The following is a 19459-nucleotide window of genomic DNA, read 5'->3' as shown; positions in this document are numbered from 1 at the left end:
AGCGATGCAGACCATCGGCCTGATCGGCGGCATGAGCTGGGAGTCCACCCTGCCCTATTACCGGCAGATCAACGAAGCCATACGCGAGCGCCTGGGCGGTCTGCACTCGGCCCGCCTGGTGCTGTACAGCGTCGACTTCCATGAGATCGAGCGCCTGCAGCACCACGGCGACTGGGCCGCCGCCGGCGCCCGCCTGGCCGAGGCGGCGCAGGCGCTGGAGCGGGCCGGGGCGGCGTTTCTGGTGCTGGCCACCAACACCATGCACAAGGTGGCGGACGCCATCGAGGCCGCCGTGGACATTCCCTTGTTGCATATTGCCGACCCGACCGCCGCGGCCATTCGCGCCGCTGGCCTGCAACGGGTCGGCCTGCTCGGCACACGCTTCACCATGGAGCAGGACTTCTACCGCGAGCGCCTGCAGCAGCTTCATGGCATCGAGGTGCTGATACCGGAGGCCAAGCAGCGCGAGCAGGTACATCGGGTGATCTACGAGGAGCTGTGTCTGGGGCAGATACGCCAGGAGTCACGCCTGGCCTATCGTCAGGTCATCGCGGACCTGGTCGAACGCGGCGCACAGGCGGTCATTCTCGGCTGTACCGAAATCGGCCTGCTGGTCGATGCAGCGGATGCCAGCGTGCACCTGTTCGATACCACGCACCTGCATGCGCTAGCGGCGGCCGAAAAGGCGCTCGGTAGCGATCAGCCAGGCGTTTGCTCGTAGGCCTCGGCGAACAGCCGCACGCGATCCCGTCCAGCGGCCTTGGCCGCATACAGCGCCTGGTCTGCCCCATGAATCAGGGCCGCAGAGGTATGGTCGTCCACCACCCCCGGTTGCGGCAGGCAGACATTGACCCCGGCACTCAGGCTCAGGCGCAACCAGGGCGCGCCAGCGTGCGGCAGCGCACGGGCCTGCAGTGCGCTGCGAATCTGCTCCGCCACCTGCACGGCACCGGCCGCATCGGTTTCCGGCAGCAACAAACAGAACTCTTCACCGCCGTAACGAGCAGCCAGATCGGCCGGGCGCTGCTGCCCGGAACGAATCACCTCGGCCACCTGGCGCAGGCACTCGTCGCCCGCCGAGTGGCCATAGATATCGTTGTACTGTTTGAAGAAATCCACATCGAACAGAATCAGCGCCAGCGGCAGCTGGTCACGAACGGCACGGGCAAGCTCATCGTCCAGGGCTCGCATGAGACGCCGGCGATTGGCCAGGCCGGTCAGTTCGTCCTCCAGCGCCTGGGTTTCCAGGCGCTGGTTGAGGGCATGCAGGGCATCGCGGGTCGCCAGCAGCTCGGCCTGGGTTTGCTGCCCCTGTTTGATGAGGTGCAACAGGTAGAAACCAAATAATCCCAGCATGGTGGCCATCAGCCCCACCACTGTGATCTGGCGCAGGGAGTCGGCGCGCCATCCTGCGAGGATGTCGTCCTTGGCCGATCCGGTAATCACCACCAGCGGATGACCGTTGACCGTGCGATAGCTGAACAAACGCGGCACACCATCACCGATCGACTCCAGCATGGCGGTACCCACAGGCTGTTGCTCCAAGAGGCGGCTGAAAATCCCGCCCTTGGACACATTGCTGCCCAGTGCATCCTCGCTGTAGGGCGAGCGCAGCAGGACGGTGCCGTCGTTATGTACCAGGTCGATCAGGCCATTGGTGCCGACATCGAACGTGGCATAGAAGCCGCTCAGAAAATCCACCGACAAGGTTGCCAGCGCCACGCCGAGAAAACGCCCCTGGGCATCCGCCACACGCCGGGACAGGGGAATAATCCAATCACCCGTGGTGCGACTGCGGATCGGCGCGCCGATGAACAAGTCATTGCCATAGGGCTGCTCGACATGGTGGCTGAAATACGCGCGGTCAGCGCTGCTGATGTCACGCGGTGGCTGGCCGAACGAACTGACCAACCAGCGGCCATCGGTGCCATAGACAAACAGACCATGCAACTCGGGCTGTTCCAGCACCTGGCGCTGCATCAACCGCTGCAGCCGCTGCATCTGCTCAGGGCCGGTGCCATCCACCTGCAAGCGCTCGATCAGGTCGCCCAGCACGATATCGGCTTTCTTCATCATGTCGGCGGTCTGCCGGGCCAGCGCCTGGGCCAGGTTGGAAGTATCCGCCGCGGCGGAACGCAGCTGTACCTGGCGTGCCTGCCAGATCAGCCAGCCATCGGTCAGCACCAGTGACAGGCAGACCAGCACCACGAAGGTACGCGCCAACGGCAACACCCGCGGCCGCTGCCACCAGCGCCACTGCTTCACGCCCGTGTCTGCACTACTGCCCATCCATTTGTGCCCGCGTCTCGTACCCGGATGACTCAACTATAGAAAAAACCACTGCCGCGCCAGATGGAACGCCAAGCCAAGCAACGCGCAGACCAGCAGCACCTCGATAACCCCACGCTTGAACTTCAGCAGGGCCAGAGCCGCACCGATCGACAGCAGCGCCGAGAACCCGTCGAAAGCGCCGGCAAAACCTTGTGGCCAGAGCACATGGTAGGCAAAGAACAGTGCCAGGTTGAGGATCACCCCTACCACTGCCGCCGTGATGGCAGTGAGCGGCGCGGTGAACTTCAGCTCACCGTGGGTCGACTCAACCAGCGGCCCGCCGATGAGGATAAACAGGAAGGACGGCAAAAAGGTAAACCAGGTAACCAGGCAGGCCGCCAGGGCTCCGCTGACAAAAGCCGAGTCGCCACCAAACAGCGGCTGTGCATAGGCGCCGACGAAAGCCACGAAGGCCACCACCATAATCAGCGGCCCTGGTGTGGTTTCGCCCAGGGCCAGGCCATCGATCATCTGGCCCGGCGTCAGCCAGCCGTAATGCACCACCGCACCTTGGTACACATACGGCAGCACCGCATAGGCACCCCCAAAGGTCAGCAGCGCGGCCTTGGTGAAGAACCAGCCCATCTGCGTTAGCGTTCCATGCCAGCCGAACAACAGCGTCAGCAGCCCCATCGGCAACAGCCAGAGCAGAGCCCCCAGCACCAGCAGCAGCGCCAGGCGTCCCCAGCGAAAGCGGGTATGGGGTGGCGGTGGGGTATGGTCGTCGATCAATGCCGCACCGTAGGACGGGCTGCCGGCAGCATGGCCGCCCCCCAGGGCGAAGCGTTGCGGCGCCAGCTTGCCACCGAGATAACCCAGCATTGCCGCGCCCAGCACGATCAACGGGAAAGGCAGCTGCATGGCAAAAATAGCCACGAAGGATGCCCCCGCGATGCCCCACAGCCAGCTATTGCGCAGTGCACGGGAACCGATGCGCAATGCGGCCTGCACCACAATGGCCGTCACCGCCGGCTTGATGCCGTAGAAGATGCCCGCCACCAGCGGCAAGTCGCCAAAGGCGATATAGACCCAGGACAGCACGATCAGAATCAGCAGCGACGGCAACACGAACAGCGCGCCGGCAATCACTCCCCCCCAGCTGCGGTGCATCAGCCAACCTATGTAGGTGGCCAGTTGCTGCGCCTCCGGCCCCGGCAGCAACATGCAGTAGTTCAGTGCATGCAGGAAGCGCCGCTCGGACAGCCAGCGCCGCCGCTCCACCAGTTCCTGATGCATGATGGCGATCTGTCCTGCAGGGCCGCCAAAACTGATAAAACCCAGCTTGAGCCAGAACAGCACCGCCGCGCCCCAGCTCAGCGGCAGCGGCTTCGTCGCCTCATCCATTGCTTGCATGATCGCCCCCCGTAAATTTCGCGCATGCTGCCATATCCGGGTGAACCGGGCATGACGAATGGCATCTTCGGCCGGGACTTGGCCTGCACACCTGCATACACTAACGGCCTGTTTTCCCGACCGAGGCTCGACATGACTGAAGCATCCTCCACCGCCATCATCATCGGTGCCGGCCACGCCGGCGGCGAACTGGCCATCGCCTTGCGCAACGAAGGCTGGGCCGGGCGCATTCTGCTGCTCGGCGAGGAAGCCCACCTGCCCTATCACCGTCCGCCGCTGTCCAAGGCCTACCTGGCTGGCAGCGTGGAAAAGAGCAGCCTGTCGATTCGCCCGCAGGCCGCCTATGACAGGGCCTCTGTCGAGTTTCTCGGTGGCGTGCGCGTCACCCGCATCGACCGCGCCAACCAGCGCCTGGAGCTGGCCGATGGCCAACAGCTGAGCTATGACAGACTGGCCATCGCCACCGGCGGCCGACCGCGCCCGCTAAGCGTGCCGAACGCCGCAGCCGCCGAACGCTGCAGCAACTTCCACTACCTGCGCACCCTCGACGATGTCGAGCGCATCCGCGAGCAGATGAGCGCCGGCAAGCGCCTGACCATCGTCGGCGGCGGTTATATCGGCCTGGAAGTAGCCGCCTCGGCCATCGCCCTGGGCCTGCAGGTAACCGTGCTGGAGGCCCTGCCGCGCGTCCTGCAGCGCGTCACCGCCGCCGAGTTGTCGGCCTACTACGAGCGCAAGCATCGTGAAGCCGGCGTCGACATCCGCACCAACGTGCAGGTGGCTGACCTGGACGTCGCCGATGATGCGGTGACGGCCGTGATCTGCGCCGACGGCAGCCGCCTGGACACCGACCTGGTGGTAGTCGGTATCGGCCTGCTGGCCAATACCGAACTGGCCGCCGAAGCCGGGCTGGAAGTCGATAACGGCATCCTGGTCGACGAGCACGCCTGCACCAGCGACCCGCTGATCTTCGCCGCCGGCGACTGCACCAACCATCCCAACCCCCTGCTCGGCCGCCGCCTGCGCCTGGAGTCGGTGCCCAATGCCCTGGAGCAGTCACGCGTCGCCGCCGCCAACATGGCCGGCAAGGACAAGCGCTACGCCTCGGTGCCGTGGTTCTGGTCCGATCAGTACGAGCTGAAACTGAAAATGGTCGGCCTGGCTGAAGGCTTCGAGCGCCTGGTGCTGCGCGGCGACCCGCAGACCGACAGTTTCAGCGCGTTCTACCTCAAGGGCGATACGCTGTTGGCCGCCGACACGGTCAATCGCCCGCAGGACTTCATCGCCGCCAAGCGCCTGGTGGCCGAAGGCATCCGCGTGAGTGCCGAGCAGCTGGCCGATGACAGCCAACCACTCAAGGAGCTGCTACCGCCAGCCCAGGCCTGAGCCGGCCGCGGGGCCGGCATCTGCCGCGCCCCGTTACAGCTCGATCATCTCGAAATCGGCCTTGGATGCCCCGCAATCGGGGCACAACCAGTCGGCCGGCACATCCTCCCAACGCGTTCCCGGCGCGATACCTTCATCCGGCCATCCCAAGGCCTCGTCGTAGATGAAGCCGCAAATCACGCATTGCCACTTCTTCATATGCACTCTCCAGCCCCCGCACATAGCATAGAAAGTTGTCGGAAGTGCGTGGCGATAAAGGGCGATAGATAAACTTGTCAGCTATGCCAGCTTTCTCACAAAGCCCACGGCGGCTGGCCCGCCGAGCTGGAAATGATAAAGCCAATGGCTATAATCAGGTCCGTTATTAGCTATCTAAGTTTGATAGCCAAATAACCAACCTCAATATTTCTACCCATATCTGGTGAACATGTGACGAAAGACGAACTGCGCGCCGAACTGGAGCGTCAGGCGCAACGTTACAAGGATGTTTATGGTGGTGAAGTCATCACCTACGCGGCTCAGCCCGACCCTGACCGCAAACCCTGGCGCAAAAAGCCTACGGTGCAGGATCAAGCCTTCCAGCAGGAAATCAAAAAGATCGAAGAGGCCCGCAACGCGGAGTGAGGCGCCGCGTCAGCGGCGCTTGCTACTGCCCAGCAACGAGCCCATCAAACCACGCACCAGTTGCCGGCCGATCTGGTTGGCAGCCTGACGCACCGCTGTTTTTACAGCCTGGCCGAACAACTCGCTGGCCATATCACCCAGCCCCTCGCTTTCGGCCTTCTTCGCCCTGGTCGGTTTCTCTTCCGGCACCTCGGCGGGTGTTTGCGCCTTGCGCACCATGAGCATCTCGTAGGCCGACTCGCGATCCACGGCCTTGTCGTAACGCCCCGCATGAGGCGAACCGCGCAGCAGCGCCGCACGCTCGGCCTCGTTCAGCGGGCCGATTCGCGATTGCGGTGGCGCAATGGCGACTCGCTGCACCATGGCCGGCGTGCCCTTCTCTTCCAGGGTGCCGACCAGCGCCTCGCCGATACCCAGCTCGGTCAGCACACTGAGCGTGTCGAGTTCGGGGTTGGGGCGAAAGCCATCGGCCACGGCGCGCAGCGATTTCTGCTCCTTGGCGGTAAAGGCGCGCAGGCCATGCTGGATACGCAGACCAAGCTGGGCCAGTACATCGTCCGGCAGGTCGCTCGGCGACTGGGTGACGAAATACACGCCGACGCCCTTGGAGCGGATCAGCCGCACCACCTGCTCAAGCCGCTCCTGCAGCGCCTTGGGCGTATCGGTGAACAGCAAGTGAGCCTCGTCGAAGAACAGCGCCAGCACCGGTTTTTCGGCATCGCCGCGCTCGGGCAGCTGCTCGAACAGCTCGGCCAACAGCCAAAGCAGGAAAGTGGCGTAGACCTTGGGCGCCTCGTGCACCAGACGACTGGCGTCGAGCAGGTGAATGCGGCCACGTCCGTCACGATCCGGATGAAGAATGTCCTCCAGTTGCAGAGCCGGCTCACCGAACAGCGCGTCAGCGCCCTGCTGTTCCAGACTCGACAAGCGCCGCAATAGCGCCTGGGCTGAGGCCCCGGCAAAGAGTGCGCGATCTTCGCCGAGCAGTTCGGGGTGATCCTTGAGATGGTTGAGCAGCGCTTTGAGATCCTTCAGATCGAGCAGGAGCAAACCCTCTCGGTCGGCAACCTGGAAGGCGGCGTAAAGCGCAGCCTGCTGGCTATCGCTCAGCTCCAGCAGGTTGCTCAGCAGCAACGGCCCCATCTCGGTCAGCGTGGTGCGCAGGGGGTGGCCGCTCTTGCCGGCCACGTCCCACAAAGTCACCGGGTAGGCCTGCGGACTGTGCTGTAGCCAGGGCATGCTGGCGATGCGCTCGGCCACTTTGCCCTGGGGGTTGCCGGCGGCACCCAGCCCACAGAGATCACCCTTGATATCGGCGGCAAACACCGCCACACCGGCATCGCTGAACAGTTCGGCGAGACGCTGCAACGTCACCGTCTTGCCCGTGCCGGTAGCACCCGCCACCAGTCCATGACGGTTGGTCAGGCGCAGTGCCTGGGCAACGGGCTGTCCTTGCGGGTCGGCCCCCAGAACAAAACTATTGGTTAGCGGCATCTTGCCATCCCTCGGGCTAAAGCTTTACTGCAGTTATGTCGTTATAGATGTTGTTAGCACGCAGTCCATCGCTAAAACATCAAACGGCGAATGCCAAGAAGACTGCTGCCAGAACTTACCGGACGCAAGCGAACATGACCCAGAATCTGAAGTTCAGCCACAAGATCCTGCTAGCAGCCTCCCTGGTTGTCATAGCTGCCTTCTCGCTGTTCACCCTGTACAACGACTATTTGCAACGCAACGCCATCCGCGACGATTTGGAAAGCGAACTGGCCAGTCTCGGCCAGGTCACGGCCAGCAACATCCAGAACTGGCTGTCCGGACGAATCCTGCTGATTGAAAACATCGCACAGTCAATCGATGCCGACACAACTCCGGAGATGCTGGTCAAGATCCTGGATAACAAGGCTCTGACAAGCTCGTTCATATCCACATACCTGGGTGCGGCAGATGGCGCAATGACCATGCGCCCTGACCTGGGGCTACCTGAAGGCTATGATCCGCGTATCCGCCCCTGGTACAAGGTCGCAATGGCAGCCGGTGGATCAACGCTTACCGAACCTTATATCGATGCCTCTTCAGGCAATCTGATCATCACCATTGCCACCCCGTCCGGCAGTGCTGGTGTGGTGGGCGGTGACCTGAGCCTGGACACCCTGGTACAGATCATCAATTCACTGGACTTCGACGGCATGGGCTATGCCTTCCTGACCAGTGCCGACGGCAAGATCCTGGTTCACCCGAACAAGGATCTGGTGATGAAAACCTTCAAAGAGATCTATCCCGAAAACACACCGCAAGTCACCAGCGGCCTTACCGAAGCCGAACTGGATGGCACGACTCGCATCCTGACCTTCACGCCAGTTCAGGGACTGCCTTCGGTCAAGTGGTACATCGGCCTGTCCATCGACAAGGACAAGGCCTACGCCACCCTGCATGAGTTCCGCGCGTCGGCCATCGTCGCCACCATCATCGCCGTGGTCATCATCATGTTCCTGCTCGGCATGCTGATCCGCGTGCTAATGCAGCCCCTGCTGGCCATGGGCAAGGCCATGAGCGATATCGCCCAGGGTGAAGGTGATCTGACCAAGCGGCTGAACGTGCAGAGCCGCGACGAGTTCGGCCAGATGGCCGGATCTTTCAACCAATTCGTCGAGCGTATCCACGGTTCCATCCGCGAGGTGTCATCGGCCACCCAGCAACTCAATGAAGTGGCCAAGCTGGTGGTCAGCGCCTCCAACTCCTCGATGGCCAATTCCGACGAACAGGCCAGCCGCACCAATAGCGTGGCTGCGGCGATCAACGAACTGGGCGCAGCCGCTCAGGAAATTGCCCGTAATGCCGCCGATGCCTCGCATCAGGCCTCCGACGCCCGTCATCTGGCCGAAGAAGGTAGCCAGGTGTTGCAGAAGACCATTGCGGCGATGAACGAGCTGTCCGAGAAAATCAGCGCCTCCAGCACCAATATCGAAGCCTTGAACAGCAAGACGGTGAACATCGGCCAGATCCTCGAAGTGATCAAGAGCATCTCCGAGCAGACCAACCTACTCGCGCTCAACGCCGCCATTGAAGCGGCCCGTGCCGGCGAGGCGGGGCGCGGTTTCGCCGTGGTCGCCGACGAAGTTCGCAACCTGGCCCACCGCACCCAGGAGTCGGCCCAGGAAATCCAGAAGATGATCGAGGAACTGCAGGTGGATGCGCGTGAATCGGTCGGCACCATGACCGAGAGCCAGCGTTACAGCCAGCAGAGCGTGGAAATCGCCAACCAGGCGGGCGAACGTCTAGGCAGCGTGACCCAGCGCATCGGCGAGATCGACGGCATGAACCAGTCGGTAGCCACCGCGACCGAGGAGCAGACCGCCGTGGTCGACTCGCTGAACATGGACATTACCGAGATCAATACCCTCAACCAGGAAGGCGTAGAAAACCTGCAGGCCACCCTACGCGCCTGCGGCGATCTGGAACAGCAAGCCACCCGCCTCAAGCAACTGGTGGACAGCTTCCGTATCTGACGCCATCACTCGGACGCAGGCTGATCCTGCGTCCGCTTCAGCTCTTCTTCCTGCAACTTACGCCACAGCTCGGCCGCCTCGGGGAACTCAGTGCCGTCGTTCTCGCTCAAGGCATCCGGGTCGTAACGGCGCACACATCCCTCGCCAAGCGTCGGCGGCGGCGTGGCGGTACCAGGCTGTTTCATGGCTACTCGCCCTGAGCGTGACGACGCTCATGCTGGGCAAACTCCTTGACCGCCAACAACACGTCGTGACAGCTGATCTGTCCCAGCAGGCGCCCTTCCTCGACCACCGGCAAACGGCGGTGCCCACCACGCAACAGGCGCTCCGCCACCTCGATCACGCTGGTTTCCGGAGAGACGCTCTCCACCCTGCTGTTCATGCAGGAACCAACCAGACCACCGGTTTCTTCAAAGTAGGCGCCGGAGAGGATACCCCGCAGGCAGTCGGTTTCAGCCAACAAACCAATCAGATTGCCTTGCTCGTCCACCACAGGCGCGCCGGAAATACGGTGCTCAAGCAGCAGATTGATAGCACTGTAAAGATCGGTATCGGCTTTGAAGGTCACCAGGTGCGTGGTCATATAGTCACGCACCTTGATCGATTTGAGCATATCGTCCTCCTGCCGCGTGGCGACGGTCAGTCGAACACTACCGTCTTGTTGTCGTGTACCAGCACGCGGTCTTCCAAGTGATAGCGTAGCCCACGGGCCAGGGCCATTTTTTCGACATCACGCCCCAAGCGCACCATGTCTTCAATGCTGTCTCGATGGGTGACCCGCACCACGTCCTGCTCGATGATGGGGCCGGCATCCAGTTCTTCGGTCACGTAATGGCAGGTGGCGCCAATCAGCTTGACGCCCCGCATGGAGGCCTGGTGATAAGGCTTGGCCCCCACGAAGGACGGCAGGAAGCTGTGGTGGATGTTGATCACCCTCCCGGCAAACTCCTGGCACAGCTGCGGCGGCAGAATCTGCATGTAGCGCGCCAGTACCACGGCATCGGCCTGGCACTCGCCCACTAGACGAGCCACTTCGGCGAAAGCCGGTGCCTTGTCCTGCGGGTCGACCGGCACATGGTGGAAAGGAATGCCATGCCATTCGACCATGCTGCGCAGGTCATTGTGATTGGAGATCACACAAGGAATTTCGCAGTCGAGTTCATCGCTGTGCCAGCGGTGCAGCAGGTCCGCCAGGCAATGCGACTCGCGACTGGCCATCAGCACCACGCGTTTCTGCTGGGAAGAATCGGTGACACGCCACTCCATGGAGAACTCACGGGCAATAGGTCCGAAGGCTTGACGGAAACCCTCCAGATCGAACGGCAGGGAATCCGCCCGAATCTCGTGACGCATAAAAAACCAACCAGTCTGGGTATCGGAATGATGACTGGCCTCGGTAATCCAACCGTTATAGGTAGCCAGGAAATTACTGACCTTGGCGACAATGCCAACGCGGTCCGGGCAGGCGATAACCAGCCGAAAAGTGCGCATGAGAAAGAGACTCCAGAAACTTCGCGGGGCGCCATTCTAGGTTCTACGGGTAGAGGCGTCGAGCGCAGACACTTCTTACACAGAATCAGGTCAGGCGCTGGACAAGCATCGAATTAAAGATGACTGGTCGCACTAGAAACTTCAACGCTCGCCCAAGAGTTACCCACCACGACAAGCTGCGTGCAACTGCGCAACATTTGGAAAGTCCTGCCCCCTATATTCAAGGCGTCGCGACCGATAATAATCCCGACAAAAGTTATCTGCGTTATTTACTTGATCAATACGCCTGTCTATTATCAGGGCACTTTACATCTGCAGCTGACCATTCAAGGTAGAACAACATGTCCCTGATCAATGAATATCGCGCCACAGAAGAAGCCATCAAGGAACTTCAGGAGCGCCTGAAGAACCTCTCCCAAGATGACAAACTGAAGAAAGAGCTGGAATTCGAAGGCAAACTGCGCACCCTGATGGGCGAATATCAGAAATCCCTGCGCGACATCATCGCCCTGCTCGACCCCGAAGCGGCCAAGTCTGGTAAAGCAACCCGCGCTGCCAAGCCGGCAAGCGGCAAGCGTGCGCGCAAGGTCAAGCAATACAAAAATCCGAACACTGGCGAAGTGATCGAAACCAAGGGCGGCAACCACAAAACGCTGAAAGAGTGGAAAGCCAAGTGGGGTGCCGACACCGTGGAAAGCTGGGTCACACTGCTGGGCTAAGCGTCATACCCAGAAAAAAGCCGGCAGATGCCGGCTTTTTTGTTTTCCATCAACCGCCATAACGCTGCTTAACAGACTCCAGATGAGCCTGCCACGCCAACAATACGGCCTGCTGCTCCTGCGAAGCCTGCGGCCACTGCTCGGCAAATGCAGCGGCAAAGTTATCCAGAGTATTCGGCGCCCCCAGGGCGACATCATTCAGGCGCGCCCAGCAAAAAGACTTCCATGCCTGTTTTTCCTCTGCACTCAGAGAGTGCGGAAAGTTACGCGCCCGATAGCGGAATAACAGTTCCGGCAAACGCTCATCCGCGAACATCCACTGCTGGGAGGCCAACTCCTGCGGCGAAGCCTGGCGCACCTGCTCACACAACCTGCGATCACGATCGCCAATAAAGCCCGAATACAGTTGCTGTTCGGGATCAGTCAGCGGTTCGAAATCTTCACTGCCGTATATATCCGTCAGCTTTCCCTGCCACAACGGCAGCTGCCCACGGAGCAACTCGGCGCGCCGCTCATACTCGCCCATATCCAACTGCAGGCGTTCCACATCTTCCGCGCGCAATACCTTGAGCGGGGCAATTACCGGGCAGCGGTTGATATGCAGGAGCTTGAGCGGCACCGGCAACTCACCCTCGGCCAATTCATCGCGACGTGTGTAGAGGCGCTTACGCAGCGTCTCAGCATCCAGCTCCAGCAGTGGTTGCAGGTCACTCTGCAGGTCACACACGATCAATGCATTGCGATTGCGTGGATGCCAGGCCAGCGGCTGGACCACGGCCAAATAGTGACGACTGCCGGCGAAACGCCCGGACACATGCACCAGTGGCTGCAGCAAGCGAACCTGTTCAGCCACCTTGGCTTTACTGCGCAATTGGTACAGGTAGTCATAGAGACGGGGCTGGCAGTGCTTGAGCAAGCGAGCCAAGCCAATGGTCGCTCGCACATCCGACAGCGCATCGTGCGCCTGACCATGATCGATGCCATTGGCCACCGTAAGCCGTTCGAGCTTGAGCGAAACCCGCCCCTCCTCGTCCTGCGGCCATTCAATACCTTCCGGACGCAGGGCATAAGCGGCCCGCACAAGATCGATCAGATCCCAGCGACTGTTGCCACCCTGCCATTCGCGGGCATAGGGGTCGTAGAAGTTGCGGTAGAGACTGTAACGCGTCACCTCGTCATCGAAACGCAGGCTGTTGTAACCGGCCGTGCAGGTGCCGGGCATGGCCAGCTCGGCATGCACCCTGGCCATGAACTCAGCCTCTGCCAGCCCTTTTTCCTCCAGCACCTGCGGGGTGATGCCGGTAATTCGACAGGCCGCCGGATGGGGCAGGATATCGTCACCCGGACGGCAGTAGAGATTGATCGGCTCACCGATCTCGTTGAGCTGCTCATCGGTACGAATGCCGGCCACCTGCAGCGGACGATCACAGCGCGGGTTGATGCCGGTGGTTTCGTAGTCGTACCAGAAGATGCTGGAGCTCATGGGCAATCCTCGAACAGTCGGGTCGGCAGTCTAACAAAGCATGATATGGCTCACGCGCCCTGCTGACCGCACTTGCTGGCGCGTGGCCACTGTCGCTAGGATGCCGCCTCGGAACCACTCCACGACCAGGGAATGTCGCTCATGACTGAAGTAGCAATTCAAAACCCCTATTCCGTACCCGGCAGCGAACTGATGGAAAAGGCCGCCCCCGGCCAGGCACTGTCCATCGAAGAAGCCCTGACCCGCGGCTACAACTTCGCCATCTTCGACCTGCTCGGTGAGGCTTGGCGCAAAACCAAGGGCACCAAGGGGCTGATCTGGGGCGGCTTCTTCGCCTACCTCGGCGTGATGATAGGCGCGCAGATGGCGCTCTACCTGGTCACCCTGATATTAGGTGTCGGCGCCTTTGGCCTGGCCGCCCTCGGTGGCGGTGAGAGCGCGGCGGTAGCCGGTGTCGCCGGACTGCTGCTTATCACCATCATCAGTTCGCTGGTCATGCTGGCACTCACCTACCCCTTTATGGCCGGTTTCAACATGATCGGCATTCGCCAGGCCGCCGGCCAGCCACTGCGCTTCGCCGAAATTTTTAGCCACTTCAACCGCACGCTACCGCTGCTCGGCGCAGGCCTGCTGACCACCCTCGCCATCGTCATCGGCTTCATGCTGTTCGTGCTGCCCGGCATCTACCTGTCGATCGCCACATTGCTGACCATCCCGCTGGTGGTCGAGCGCAAACTGTCTCCCTGGCAGGCCATGCTGGTGTCCTGTAAAGCCATCACTCAGCACTGGTTCAAGGTGTTCTTCCTGTTCGTGGTGATGAACATCATCCTGTGGATCAGCATGTTGCCGCTGGGTCTCGGCCTGATCTGGACCCTACCGATGGTGATCGTGATGATCGGTGTGCTGTACAACCGCATCTTCGGCGTACTGCCGCCACCCGCCAACTGACGTCATTATTCGGGCCGTATTGGTCGGCCCGTTTGCTTTGCCCCCTGCTGCTGGCTAGCATCAGGCTTTCTTCGATGCAGTAGACCGATGTCCGCCACCCTGCCACCCGTCACAGCAACCTTGCTGGATACACGCCACCAGGTGGAAACGCCGGAAGGTATCGACCTGATTCTGCGCCCGGCAGGCCTGCTGCCGCGCAGCCTGGCCTTCGCCATCGACCTGCTGATCCGCGGCGCCATTCTGCTGCTCACCTTCGTCCTGCTGGCCTTGCTCGGCCAATTTGGCGCTGGCCTCGGTACCCTTATCTATTTTCTGGTCAACTGGTGGTATCCGGTGCTGTTCGAGGTGCTCTACCAGGGCCGTACCCCCGGCAAGAAGGTCATGGGCCTGCGCGTGGTACACGACGACGGCACGCCGGTGGGCTGGGCATCCTCGCTGACCCGCAACCTGCTGCGCTTCGTCGACATGCTGCCGTTCGCCTACTGCCTGGGTGCCATCAGCAGCCTGAGCCATCCGACCTTCAAGCGCCTCGGTGATCTGGCTGCCGGCACCCTGGTGGTGTATCGCGATGAACCCACCAAGCGTCCGCAACTGCCGGAAGCCGACGCCGAACGCGCGCCCTTCCCGCTCAGCCTGGCCGAGCAGCGCGCCGTACTCGACTTCGCCGAGCGCGGTGAAAACCTCTCCGGTGCACGTCGTGCCGAACTGGCCAGCATCCTTGCCGAGCCGTTGCAAAGCCTGCCGGAACATGCCGAGGCGCGCCTGCATGGTATCGCCCGCGGGCTATTGGGGTCGGCATGAAACAGCATCTGTTCGAACAGCGCCACGCCGCCGACTGGCAAGACTTCGCCAAGCGTCTGGACCAGTTGGAACAAGGCAAGGTCGAGCGCTCCGACAGCGAGCGCTTCGCCAGCGATTACCGGCGCATCTGCCAGCATCTGGCGCTGGCCGGCGAGCGCGGTTACAGCAGCCACCTGATCGACCAACTGCAACAGTTGGCCATGCGCGGTCACCAGCAGTTCTACCGTCACCGCAGCCACCTGGGTGCACAGATCATCCGTTTCGTGATTGCCGGCTTTCCCCAACTGGTACGCCAGGAATGGCGAGCCGTACTGGCCGGCGCCCTGCTGTTCTTCGGCAGCCTGCTGCTGATGGGGCTGCTTACCTGGCAGTTTCCCGAGCTGATTTACTCGCTGATGGCAGCGGATCAGGTGCGCGACATGGAAGAAATGTACGACCCGGCAGCGCGGCGGATTGGCCGCTTCGCCGAGCGCGATTCCGGCGACGACTGGATGATGTTCGGCTTCTATGTGATGAACAACATCGGCATCGCCTTCCAGACCTTCGCCAGTGGCCTGCTGTTCGGCCTCGGCAGCCTGTTCTTCCTGCTCTACAACGGCCTGGTGATCGGCGCAGTCGCCGGCCACCTGACCCGTATCGGCTACAGCGAAACCTTCTGGTCCTTCGTCATCGGCCACGGCGCCTTCGAGCTCACCGCCATCGCTTTCGCCGGGGCGGCCGGGCTCAAGCTGGGCTGGGCACTGCTCGCCCCCGGCCGCCTGCGCCGCGGCGAGGCTCTGCGCCAGGCCGCCGGCAAGAGCATTCAGCTGGTGGCCGGGGTCATCCTGTTCCTGCTCATCGCTGCCTTCATCGAGGCCTACTGGTCATCGATGACCTACGCCGATGCCAGCATCAAGTACTGGGTGGGCGGCGGCCTGTGGCTAATGGTGCTCGCCTACTTCCTGCTTGCCGGACGCAGCCGCTATGCGCCTGACTGACGCCAGCGTCGCCATTCGCCCACGTACGGCCTGGGAAGCCATCGACCTGGGCGTGCTGTTGGCGCGCCGTCACCTCGGTCTGCTGATGGCCAGCTGGGCGTTGCTGACCCTGCCGATCTTCGCCCTGCTGAGCGCCCTGCTCTGGCAGTACCCGAGTATCGCCGTACTGCTGTTCTGGTGGCTCAAACCGGCCTGGGAAAGATTGCCACTGCATATCCTCTCCCAGGCCCTGTTCGGTGATGCGCCGACGCTCAGGGAGTCACTCAAAGCCCTGCCGCGCCTGCTCAAGCCCCAGCTGTTTGCCAGCCTCACCTGGCGTCGCCTCAGCCCCACCCGCAGCTTCGACCTGCCGGTTCTGCAACTCGAAGGCCTGAGCGGCCAGACGCGCAGCAAGCGCCTGGTGGTACTGGGCCAGCGACATGCCGGCGCTTCTGCCTGGCTCACCGTGTTTGGCGTCCATCTGGAAATGCTGCTCTGGGCGGGCCTGATTGCCCTCGGCTACCTGCTGGTGCCGCAACAGCTACAAGTCGAATGGAGCTGGCAGGCCCTGATCAACGCAGAAAGCGACCAACAACTGTGGCTGGAACACCTGTCCAACCTGGTCTACGCCCTGATCCTGGTGTTCTGGGAGCCTATCTACGTCGCCTGCGGTTTTACCCTCTACCTCAACCGGCGCACCGAACTTGAGGCCTGGGATGTCGAGCTGACCTTCCGCCGCCTGCGCCAGCGCCTGCTGGGCAGCGCCTATGCACTGTTCCTGGCCATCGCCAGCCTGACCCTGCTGCTGCCAGGCCAGGACGCCATGGCCGACGAGCTGCCCAGCAGCAGCTGCCCACTGCCCTCCGATGATCCCATGGGGCCGGAGTCAGCGCGCCTGCTCAACCAGCCCCTGACCAGCCAGCAGGCCCAGGACGCAATCGGCCAGTTGCTGGATGCCCCGCCGTTCGCCAACCGCGAGACCGTTACAAGCTGGCGCTTCGGTGAAGATCAGAAAGCGGAAGAGCCCAGCGAGGAAGAGATCAAGGGCTTCTTCGACATACTGGAGAGTGTCGCCAAACTGTTCGGCCTGTGGAGCAAGCTGGACATCCTCGCCGTGATGCTGGAAGTGCTGCTGTGGGCAGCTGCGGCCTTGCTGATAGCTCTGCTGATCTGGCGTTACCGCGATTGGTTGAGCACCTTCGCCGGCCGCCTTGACCTACCGCAACGCAAGGTACGCGAGATGCCGAACCAACTGTTCGGCCTGGAGATCGCCCCGGAGAGCCTGCCCGACGATATCGCCGGCGAGGCCGAGCGTCTGTGGGATAGCAGCCCGCGCGAGGCCCTCGGCCTGCTCTACCGCGGCCTTTTAAGCAACCTCCTGCACGACTGCCGCCTGCCGCTGAAAAGTTCGCACACTGAAGGCGAGGTCCTGCGCCTGGTGGAACAGCTGCAGCGTGATGAACTGAGTCGCTTCAGCCGCGCCCTGACCTTGCATTGGCAGAACCTCGCCTATGGCCACCGTCTGCCGCCGGAACGCCTCAAGCGCGGCCTCTGCGATGCCTGGCGCCAGCTGTTCGCCCAGAGGGCAACTGCATGACCCGGCCGTTGAAGATCGCCCTGTTCGGCCTGTTGCTGATCCTGCTGGTGGGGGTTGGTCTGTACGCGCTGCAGCATCTGCAGCCTTACGAGGAAGAGGTCAACCACGGCCCCTCCCCTGAGGCCCGCAGTAACGACTATCTGGCCGCCGAGCTGTTCCTGCGCCAGCAGAAGTTGCAGGTTACCCGCGCCAGCGGCCTGGAAGCGCTACAGACCCTGCCGACTGCTGGCCAGACCTTGCTGCTGCTCGCCCCCCGACACAACATGACGCCACGGCAAAGCCAACAGGTACTGGACTGGGCAGCCAGGGGCGGACATCTGATATTCGTCGCCGAAGAAGTCTGGGACGAAGAAGAAGGCCGCAGTGGTGATCTGTTGCTCGACAGCCTGGGCATCCAGCAGTACACCACCGAGGCCGAAGAAAAGGCAGAGGACACGAAGCATGCCGAGGCGCAGAGCGAATCCGACAGCGAAGCGGCTCCAAGCGATCAGGCCGCCGACGACGACGAAGATCGCTACCCCGAACTGACCAAGATCTACCTGGAAAACGAAGAGGCTCCGGCCTACGCCGAGTTCGACACCAGCTACCACCTGTTCGACTCCAAGGACCGTGCCTATGCCTGGGCCAACAGCGGCGAGTCGACCCACATGCTGCAGCTGGAGCATGGTGACGGGTTGATTACCGTGCTGACCGATGCCTGGCTGTGGCAGAACCACAGCATCGCCGACTACGACAATGCCTGGCTGCTCTGGTACCTGGTGCAGGACAGCGCCGTCACGCTGATCTACGACTCCCAGCGCGACGATCTGTTCAGCCAACTGTTCAAGCACTATCCGGCAGCCCTGGCAGCACTGGCCCTGCTCATCGCGTTGCTGTTATGGCACGTAGGCATGCGCCACGGTCCGCTGCAGGAGCCGACCACTGCAGCTCGGCGGCAACTGGAGGAACATTTGCGCGCCGGTGCCGACTTTTTGCTGCGCCGCTCAGGCCAGCAACACCTGCTGGTCAACCTGCAACGCGATATCCAGCGGCGCGCCCGTCACCGCCACCCCGGTTTCGAGCGCCTGTCGGTGGCCGAGCAGTGGCAGGTACTGGGCCGCCTCACCCGCCTACCGAGCAGTGCCATCAGTCAGGCCATGCGCCCGACACCGGCACAGAAACTGTCAGCCGCCGACTTCACCCGCCAGGTCGCCAACCTGCAAACCCTCAGGAATGCCCTATGACGAGCGAACACACCCCGGAACAGCCTGGCACCAGCCCAGCCGCCCCTACCTCTGCGGCACCGGCCGCCAACCCGGCAGCTCAGCAGCGCCAACGCGCAAGCCAGATGCTCCAGGCTCTGCGCCTGGAGTTGCAGAAAGCCGTGGTCGGCCAGCGCGAGGTGATCGACGATGTGCTCACCGCCCTGGTTGCCGGCGGCCACGTCCTGGTCGAAGGCGTACCAGGTCTGGGCAAGACCCTGCTGGTGCGCGCCCTGGCCAAGTGCTTCGGCGGCGAGTTCGCGCGCATCCAGTTCACCCCGGACCTGATGCCCAGCGATGTCACCGGCCACGCCGTGTATGACCTGGCCAGCGAACAGTTCAAGCTGCGCAAAGGCCCGGCCTTCACCAATCTGCTACTGGCCGACGAGATCAACCGCGCCCCGGCCAAGACCCAGGCTGCCCTGCTGGAAGTCATGCAGGAACGCCAGATCACCCTGGAAGGGCGCGCCCTGCCGGTGCCTCAGCCGTTCCTGGTGCTGGCCACGCAAAACCCCATTGAGCAGGAAGGCACCTATCCGCTGCCGGAGGCCGAGCTGGATCGTTTCATGCTCAAGCTACGCATGGATTACCCGCAGGCCGATGAAGAGTTGAACCTGGTACGCCAGGTGACCCGCTCGGCCAAGGCCGACATGCTGGAGGTGGCGCCGCTGCGTACCCTACTGCTGGCCAAGGACGTGCTGGCCCTGCAGAAGATCGCCAGCGAACTGGTCATCGATGAGCAGGTACTCGACTATGCCGTACGCCTGGCGCGCGCGACCCGCAGCTGGCCAGGCCTGGCCATCGGTGCCGGGCCGCGCGCCTCGATCGCCCTGGTACGCGGCGGTCGTGCTCGCGCACTGCTGCGTGGTGGTGATTTCGTGTTGCCAGATGACATCAAGGCCTGCGCATTGGCCGTGCTGCGCCACCGCGTACGCCTGGCGCCAGAGCTGGATATCGAAGGCCTGTCCGTAGACCAGGTGCTACAGCAGCTGCTCGACCAGGTTCCGGCACCGCGTCTGTGAT

The 19459-nt window shown here is 62.4% G+C and carries 19 protein-coding genes; 11 read left to right on the top strand and 8 right to left on the bottom strand.

Annotated features, from left to right (window positions below; genetic code table 11):
* Positions 1 to 4: 4 nt before the first annotated feature.
* Entirely contained in the window at positions 5 to 721 is a 717-nt protein-coding gene (locus tag P7A97_RS18685; protein WP_277691869.1) for an aspartate/glutamate racemase family protein, read from the top strand.
* Here P7A97_RS18685 and P7A97_RS18680 read toward each other — a convergent pair.
* Complete coding sequence (locus P7A97_RS18680; protein ID WP_277691867.1) at positions 700 to 2289, bottom strand: sensor domain-containing diguanylate cyclase; 1590 nt, start codon at positions 2287 to 2289, stop codon at positions 700 to 702. The two genes, P7A97_RS18685 and P7A97_RS18680, sit on opposite strands and share 22 nt — an antisense overlap.
* Before the next feature lie 36 nt (positions 2290 to 2325).
* A complete protein-coding gene (gene chrA / locus P7A97_RS18675; RefSeq protein ID WP_277691893.1) occupies positions 2326 to 3675 on the bottom strand; it encodes a chromate efflux transporter in 1350 nt (449 codons plus the stop codon).
* A gap of 141 nt (positions 3676 to 3816) precedes the next feature.
* On the opposite strand from chrA, the gene P7A97_RS18670 reads away from it, so the two are divergent.
* On the top strand, positions 3817 to 5070 hold the full coding sequence (locus P7A97_RS18670) for an FAD-dependent oxidoreductase (protein WP_277691866.1): 1254 nt from the start codon (positions 3817 to 3819) through the stop codon (positions 5068 to 5070).
* Positions 5071 to 5103: 33 nt separating this feature from the next.
* Here the strand turns inward: P7A97_RS18670 and P7A97_RS18665 are convergent, their stop codons facing one another.
* On the bottom strand, positions 5104 to 5268 hold the full coding sequence (locus tag P7A97_RS18665) for a rubredoxin (RefSeq protein WP_277691865.1): 165 nt from the start codon (positions 5266 to 5268) through the stop codon (positions 5104 to 5106).
* 231 nt (positions 5269 to 5499) lie between these two features.
* On the opposite strand from P7A97_RS18665, the gene P7A97_RS18660 reads away from it, so the two are divergent.
* Complete coding sequence (locus tag P7A97_RS18660; RefSeq protein WP_277691863.1) at positions 5500 to 5694, top strand: hypothetical protein; 195 nt, start codon at positions 5500 to 5502, stop codon at positions 5692 to 5694.
* Positions 5695 to 5703: 9 nt separating this feature from the next.
* On the opposite strand, the gene P7A97_RS18655 is transcribed toward P7A97_RS18660, so the two are convergent.
* Positions 5704 to 7188 carry a helicase HerA-like domain-containing protein gene (locus P7A97_RS18655; protein WP_277691861.1) on the bottom strand — a complete coding sequence of 495 codons (1485 nt, stop codon included), beginning with the start codon at positions 7186 to 7188 and terminating at the stop codon, positions 5704 to 5706.
* 134 nt (positions 7189 to 7322) lie between these two features.
* On the opposite strand from P7A97_RS18655, the gene P7A97_RS18650 reads away from it, so the two are divergent.
* On the top strand, positions 7323 to 9200 hold the full coding sequence (locus P7A97_RS18650) for a methyl-accepting chemotaxis protein (RefSeq protein WP_277691860.1): 1878 nt from the start codon (positions 7323 to 7325) through the stop codon (positions 9198 to 9200).
* 5 nt (positions 9201 to 9205) lie between these two features.
* On the opposite strand, the gene P7A97_RS18645 is transcribed toward P7A97_RS18650, so the two are convergent.
* The 3 genes from P7A97_RS18645 to purU are packed head-to-tail and all read right to left on the bottom strand — an operon-like array spanning position 9206 to position 10691.
* Entirely contained in the window at positions 9206 to 9385 is a 180-nt protein-coding gene (locus tag P7A97_RS18645; protein ID WP_277691859.1) for a hypothetical protein, read from the bottom strand.
* Between the two features lie 2 nt (positions 9386 to 9387).
* Positions 9388 to 9813 (bottom strand): CBS domain-containing protein, encoded by a 426-nt coding sequence (locus P7A97_RS18640; RefSeq protein ID WP_277691858.1) that lies wholly within the window; start codon positions 9811 to 9813, stop codon positions 9388 to 9390.
* Positions 9814 to 9839: 26 nt separating this feature from the next.
* A complete protein-coding gene (gene purU / locus P7A97_RS18635; protein WP_277691857.1) occupies positions 9840 to 10691 on the bottom strand; it encodes a formyltetrahydrofolate deformylase in 852 nt (283 codons plus the stop codon).
* 341 nt (positions 10692 to 11032) lie between these two features.
* Here purU and mvaT point away from each other — a divergent pair, with 341 nt between their 5' ends.
* A complete protein-coding gene (gene mvaT / locus P7A97_RS18630; RefSeq protein ID WP_277691856.1) occupies positions 11033 to 11410 on the top strand; it encodes a histone-like nucleoid-structuring protein MvaT in 378 nt (125 codons plus the stop codon).
* A gap of 49 nt (positions 11411 to 11459) precedes the next feature.
* Here the strand turns inward: mvaT and sbcB are convergent, their stop codons facing one another.
* Positions 11460 to 12893, bottom strand: a complete 1434-nt coding sequence (gene sbcB, locus P7A97_RS18625) for an exodeoxyribonuclease I (protein ID WP_277691854.1) — start codon at positions 12891 to 12893, stop codon at positions 11460 to 11462.
* 141 nt (positions 12894 to 13034) lie between these two features.
* Here sbcB and P7A97_RS18620 point away from each other — a divergent pair, with 141 nt between their 5' ends.
* The 6 genes from P7A97_RS18620 to P7A97_RS18595 all read left to right on the top strand — a co-directional run bounded on the left by P7A97_RS18620 (position 13035) and on the right by P7A97_RS18595 (position 19458).
* The gene (locus P7A97_RS18620; RefSeq protein WP_277691853.1) at positions 13035 to 13841 is read left to right on the top strand and encodes a hypothetical protein; all 807 of its coding nucleotides are present in this window, start codon (positions 13035 to 13037) and stop codon (positions 13839 to 13841) included.
* 87 nt (positions 13842 to 13928) lie between these two features.
* Entirely contained in the window at positions 13929 to 14642 is a 714-nt protein-coding gene (locus tag P7A97_RS18615) for an RDD family protein (RefSeq protein WP_277691852.1), read from the top strand.
* Complete coding sequence (locus tag P7A97_RS18610) at positions 14639 to 15619, top strand: stage II sporulation protein M (protein WP_277691851.1); 981 nt, start codon at positions 14639 to 14641, stop codon at positions 15617 to 15619. Before P7A97_RS18615 ends, P7A97_RS18610 begins: the two co-directional genes overlap by 4 nt.
* Positions 15606 to 17195: a DUF4129 domain-containing protein gene (locus P7A97_RS18605; RefSeq protein WP_277691849.1), complete on the top strand. Its 1590-nt coding sequence runs from the start codon at positions 15606 to 15608 to the stop codon at positions 17193 to 17195. The genes P7A97_RS18610 and P7A97_RS18605 overlap by 14 nt, the downstream gene beginning before the upstream one ends.
* Positions 17192 to 18418: a DUF4350 domain-containing protein gene (locus tag P7A97_RS18600; protein WP_277691848.1), complete on the top strand. Its 1227-nt coding sequence runs from the start codon at positions 17192 to 17194 to the stop codon at positions 18416 to 18418. The genes P7A97_RS18605 and P7A97_RS18600 overlap by 4 nt, the downstream gene beginning before the upstream one ends.
* Positions 18415 to 19458 (top strand): MoxR family ATPase, encoded by a 1044-nt coding sequence (locus P7A97_RS18595; protein ID WP_277691847.1) that lies wholly within the window; start codon positions 18415 to 18417, stop codon positions 19456 to 19458. The genes P7A97_RS18600 and P7A97_RS18595 overlap by 4 nt, the downstream gene beginning before the upstream one ends.
* Position 19459 lies beyond the last annotated feature (1 nt).

The organism is Pseudomonas sp. GOM6 (assembly GCF_029537485.1).
Classification (GTDB): domain Bacteria; phylum Pseudomonadota; class Gammaproteobacteria; order Pseudomonadales; family Pseudomonadaceae; genus Aquipseudomonas.
The sequence above is the reverse complement of the archived record's forward strand: the minus strand, read 5'-3'. Positions and strand labels throughout refer to the sequence as shown.

Excerpts from the sequence above, each read along its gene's own strand:
- P7A97_RS18670 (WP_277691866.1), top strand. The coding sequence starts at position 3,817 with ATGACTGAAGCATCCTCCACCGCCATCATCATCGGTGCCGGCCACGCC.
- P7A97_RS18665 (WP_277691865.1), bottom strand. The coding sequence starts at position 5,268 with ATGAAGAAGTGGCAATGCGTGATTTGCGGCTTCATCTACGACGAGGCC.
- P7A97_RS18650 (WP_277691860.1), top strand. The coding sequence starts at position 7,323 with ATGACCCAGAATCTGAAGTTCAGCCACAAGATCCTGCTAGCAGCCTCC.
- sbcB (WP_277691854.1), bottom strand. The coding sequence starts at position 12,893 with ATGAGCTCCAGCATCTTCTGGTACGACTACGAAACCACCGGCATCAAC.
- P7A97_RS18605 (WP_277691849.1), top strand. The coding sequence starts at position 15,606 with ATGCGCCTGACTGACGCCAGCGTCGCCATTCGCCCACGTACGGCCTGG.
- P7A97_RS18655 (WP_277691861.1), bottom strand. The coding sequence starts at position 7,188 with ATGCCGCTAACCAATAGTTTTGTTCTGGGGGCCGACCCGCAAGGACAG.
- P7A97_RS18610 (WP_277691851.1), top strand. The coding sequence starts at position 14,639 with ATGAAACAGCATCTGTTCGAACAGCGCCACGCCGCCGACTGGCAAGAC.
- P7A97_RS18600 (WP_277691848.1), top strand. The coding sequence starts at position 17,192 with ATGACCCGGCCGTTGAAGATCGCCCTGTTCGGCCTGTTGCTGATCCTG.
- P7A97_RS18615 (WP_277691852.1), top strand. The coding sequence starts at position 13,929 with ATGTCCGCCACCCTGCCACCCGTCACAGCAACCTTGCTGGATACACGC.
- P7A97_RS18640 (WP_277691858.1), bottom strand. The coding sequence starts at position 9,813 with ATGCTCAAATCGATCAAGGTGCGTGACTATATGACCACGCACCTGGTG.
- mvaT (WP_277691856.1), top strand. The coding sequence starts at position 11,033 with ATGTCCCTGATCAATGAATATCGCGCCACAGAAGAAGCCATCAAGGAA.
- P7A97_RS18685 (WP_277691869.1), top strand. The coding sequence starts at position 5 with ATGCAGACCATCGGCCTGATCGGCGGCATGAGCTGGGAGTCCACCCTG.
- chrA (WP_277691893.1), bottom strand. The coding sequence starts at position 3,675 with ATGGATGAGGCGACGAAGCCGCTGCCGCTGAGCTGGGGCGCGGCGGTG.
- P7A97_RS18645 (WP_277691859.1), bottom strand. The coding sequence starts at position 9,385 with ATGAAACAGCCTGGTACCGCCACGCCGCCGCCGACGCTTGGCGAGGGA.
- P7A97_RS18595 (WP_277691847.1), top strand. The coding sequence starts at position 18,415 with ATGACGAGCGAACACACCCCGGAACAGCCTGGCACCAGCCCAGCCGCC.
- P7A97_RS18620 (WP_277691853.1), top strand. The coding sequence starts at position 13,035 with ATGACTGAAGTAGCAATTCAAAACCCCTATTCCGTACCCGGCAGCGAA.
- purU (WP_277691857.1), bottom strand. The coding sequence starts at position 10,691 with ATGCGCACTTTTCGGCTGGTTATCGCCTGCCCGGACCGCGTTGGCATT.
- P7A97_RS18680 (WP_277691867.1), bottom strand. The coding sequence starts at position 2,289 with ATGGGCAGTAGTGCAGACACGGGCGTGAAGCAGTGGCGCTGGTGGCAG.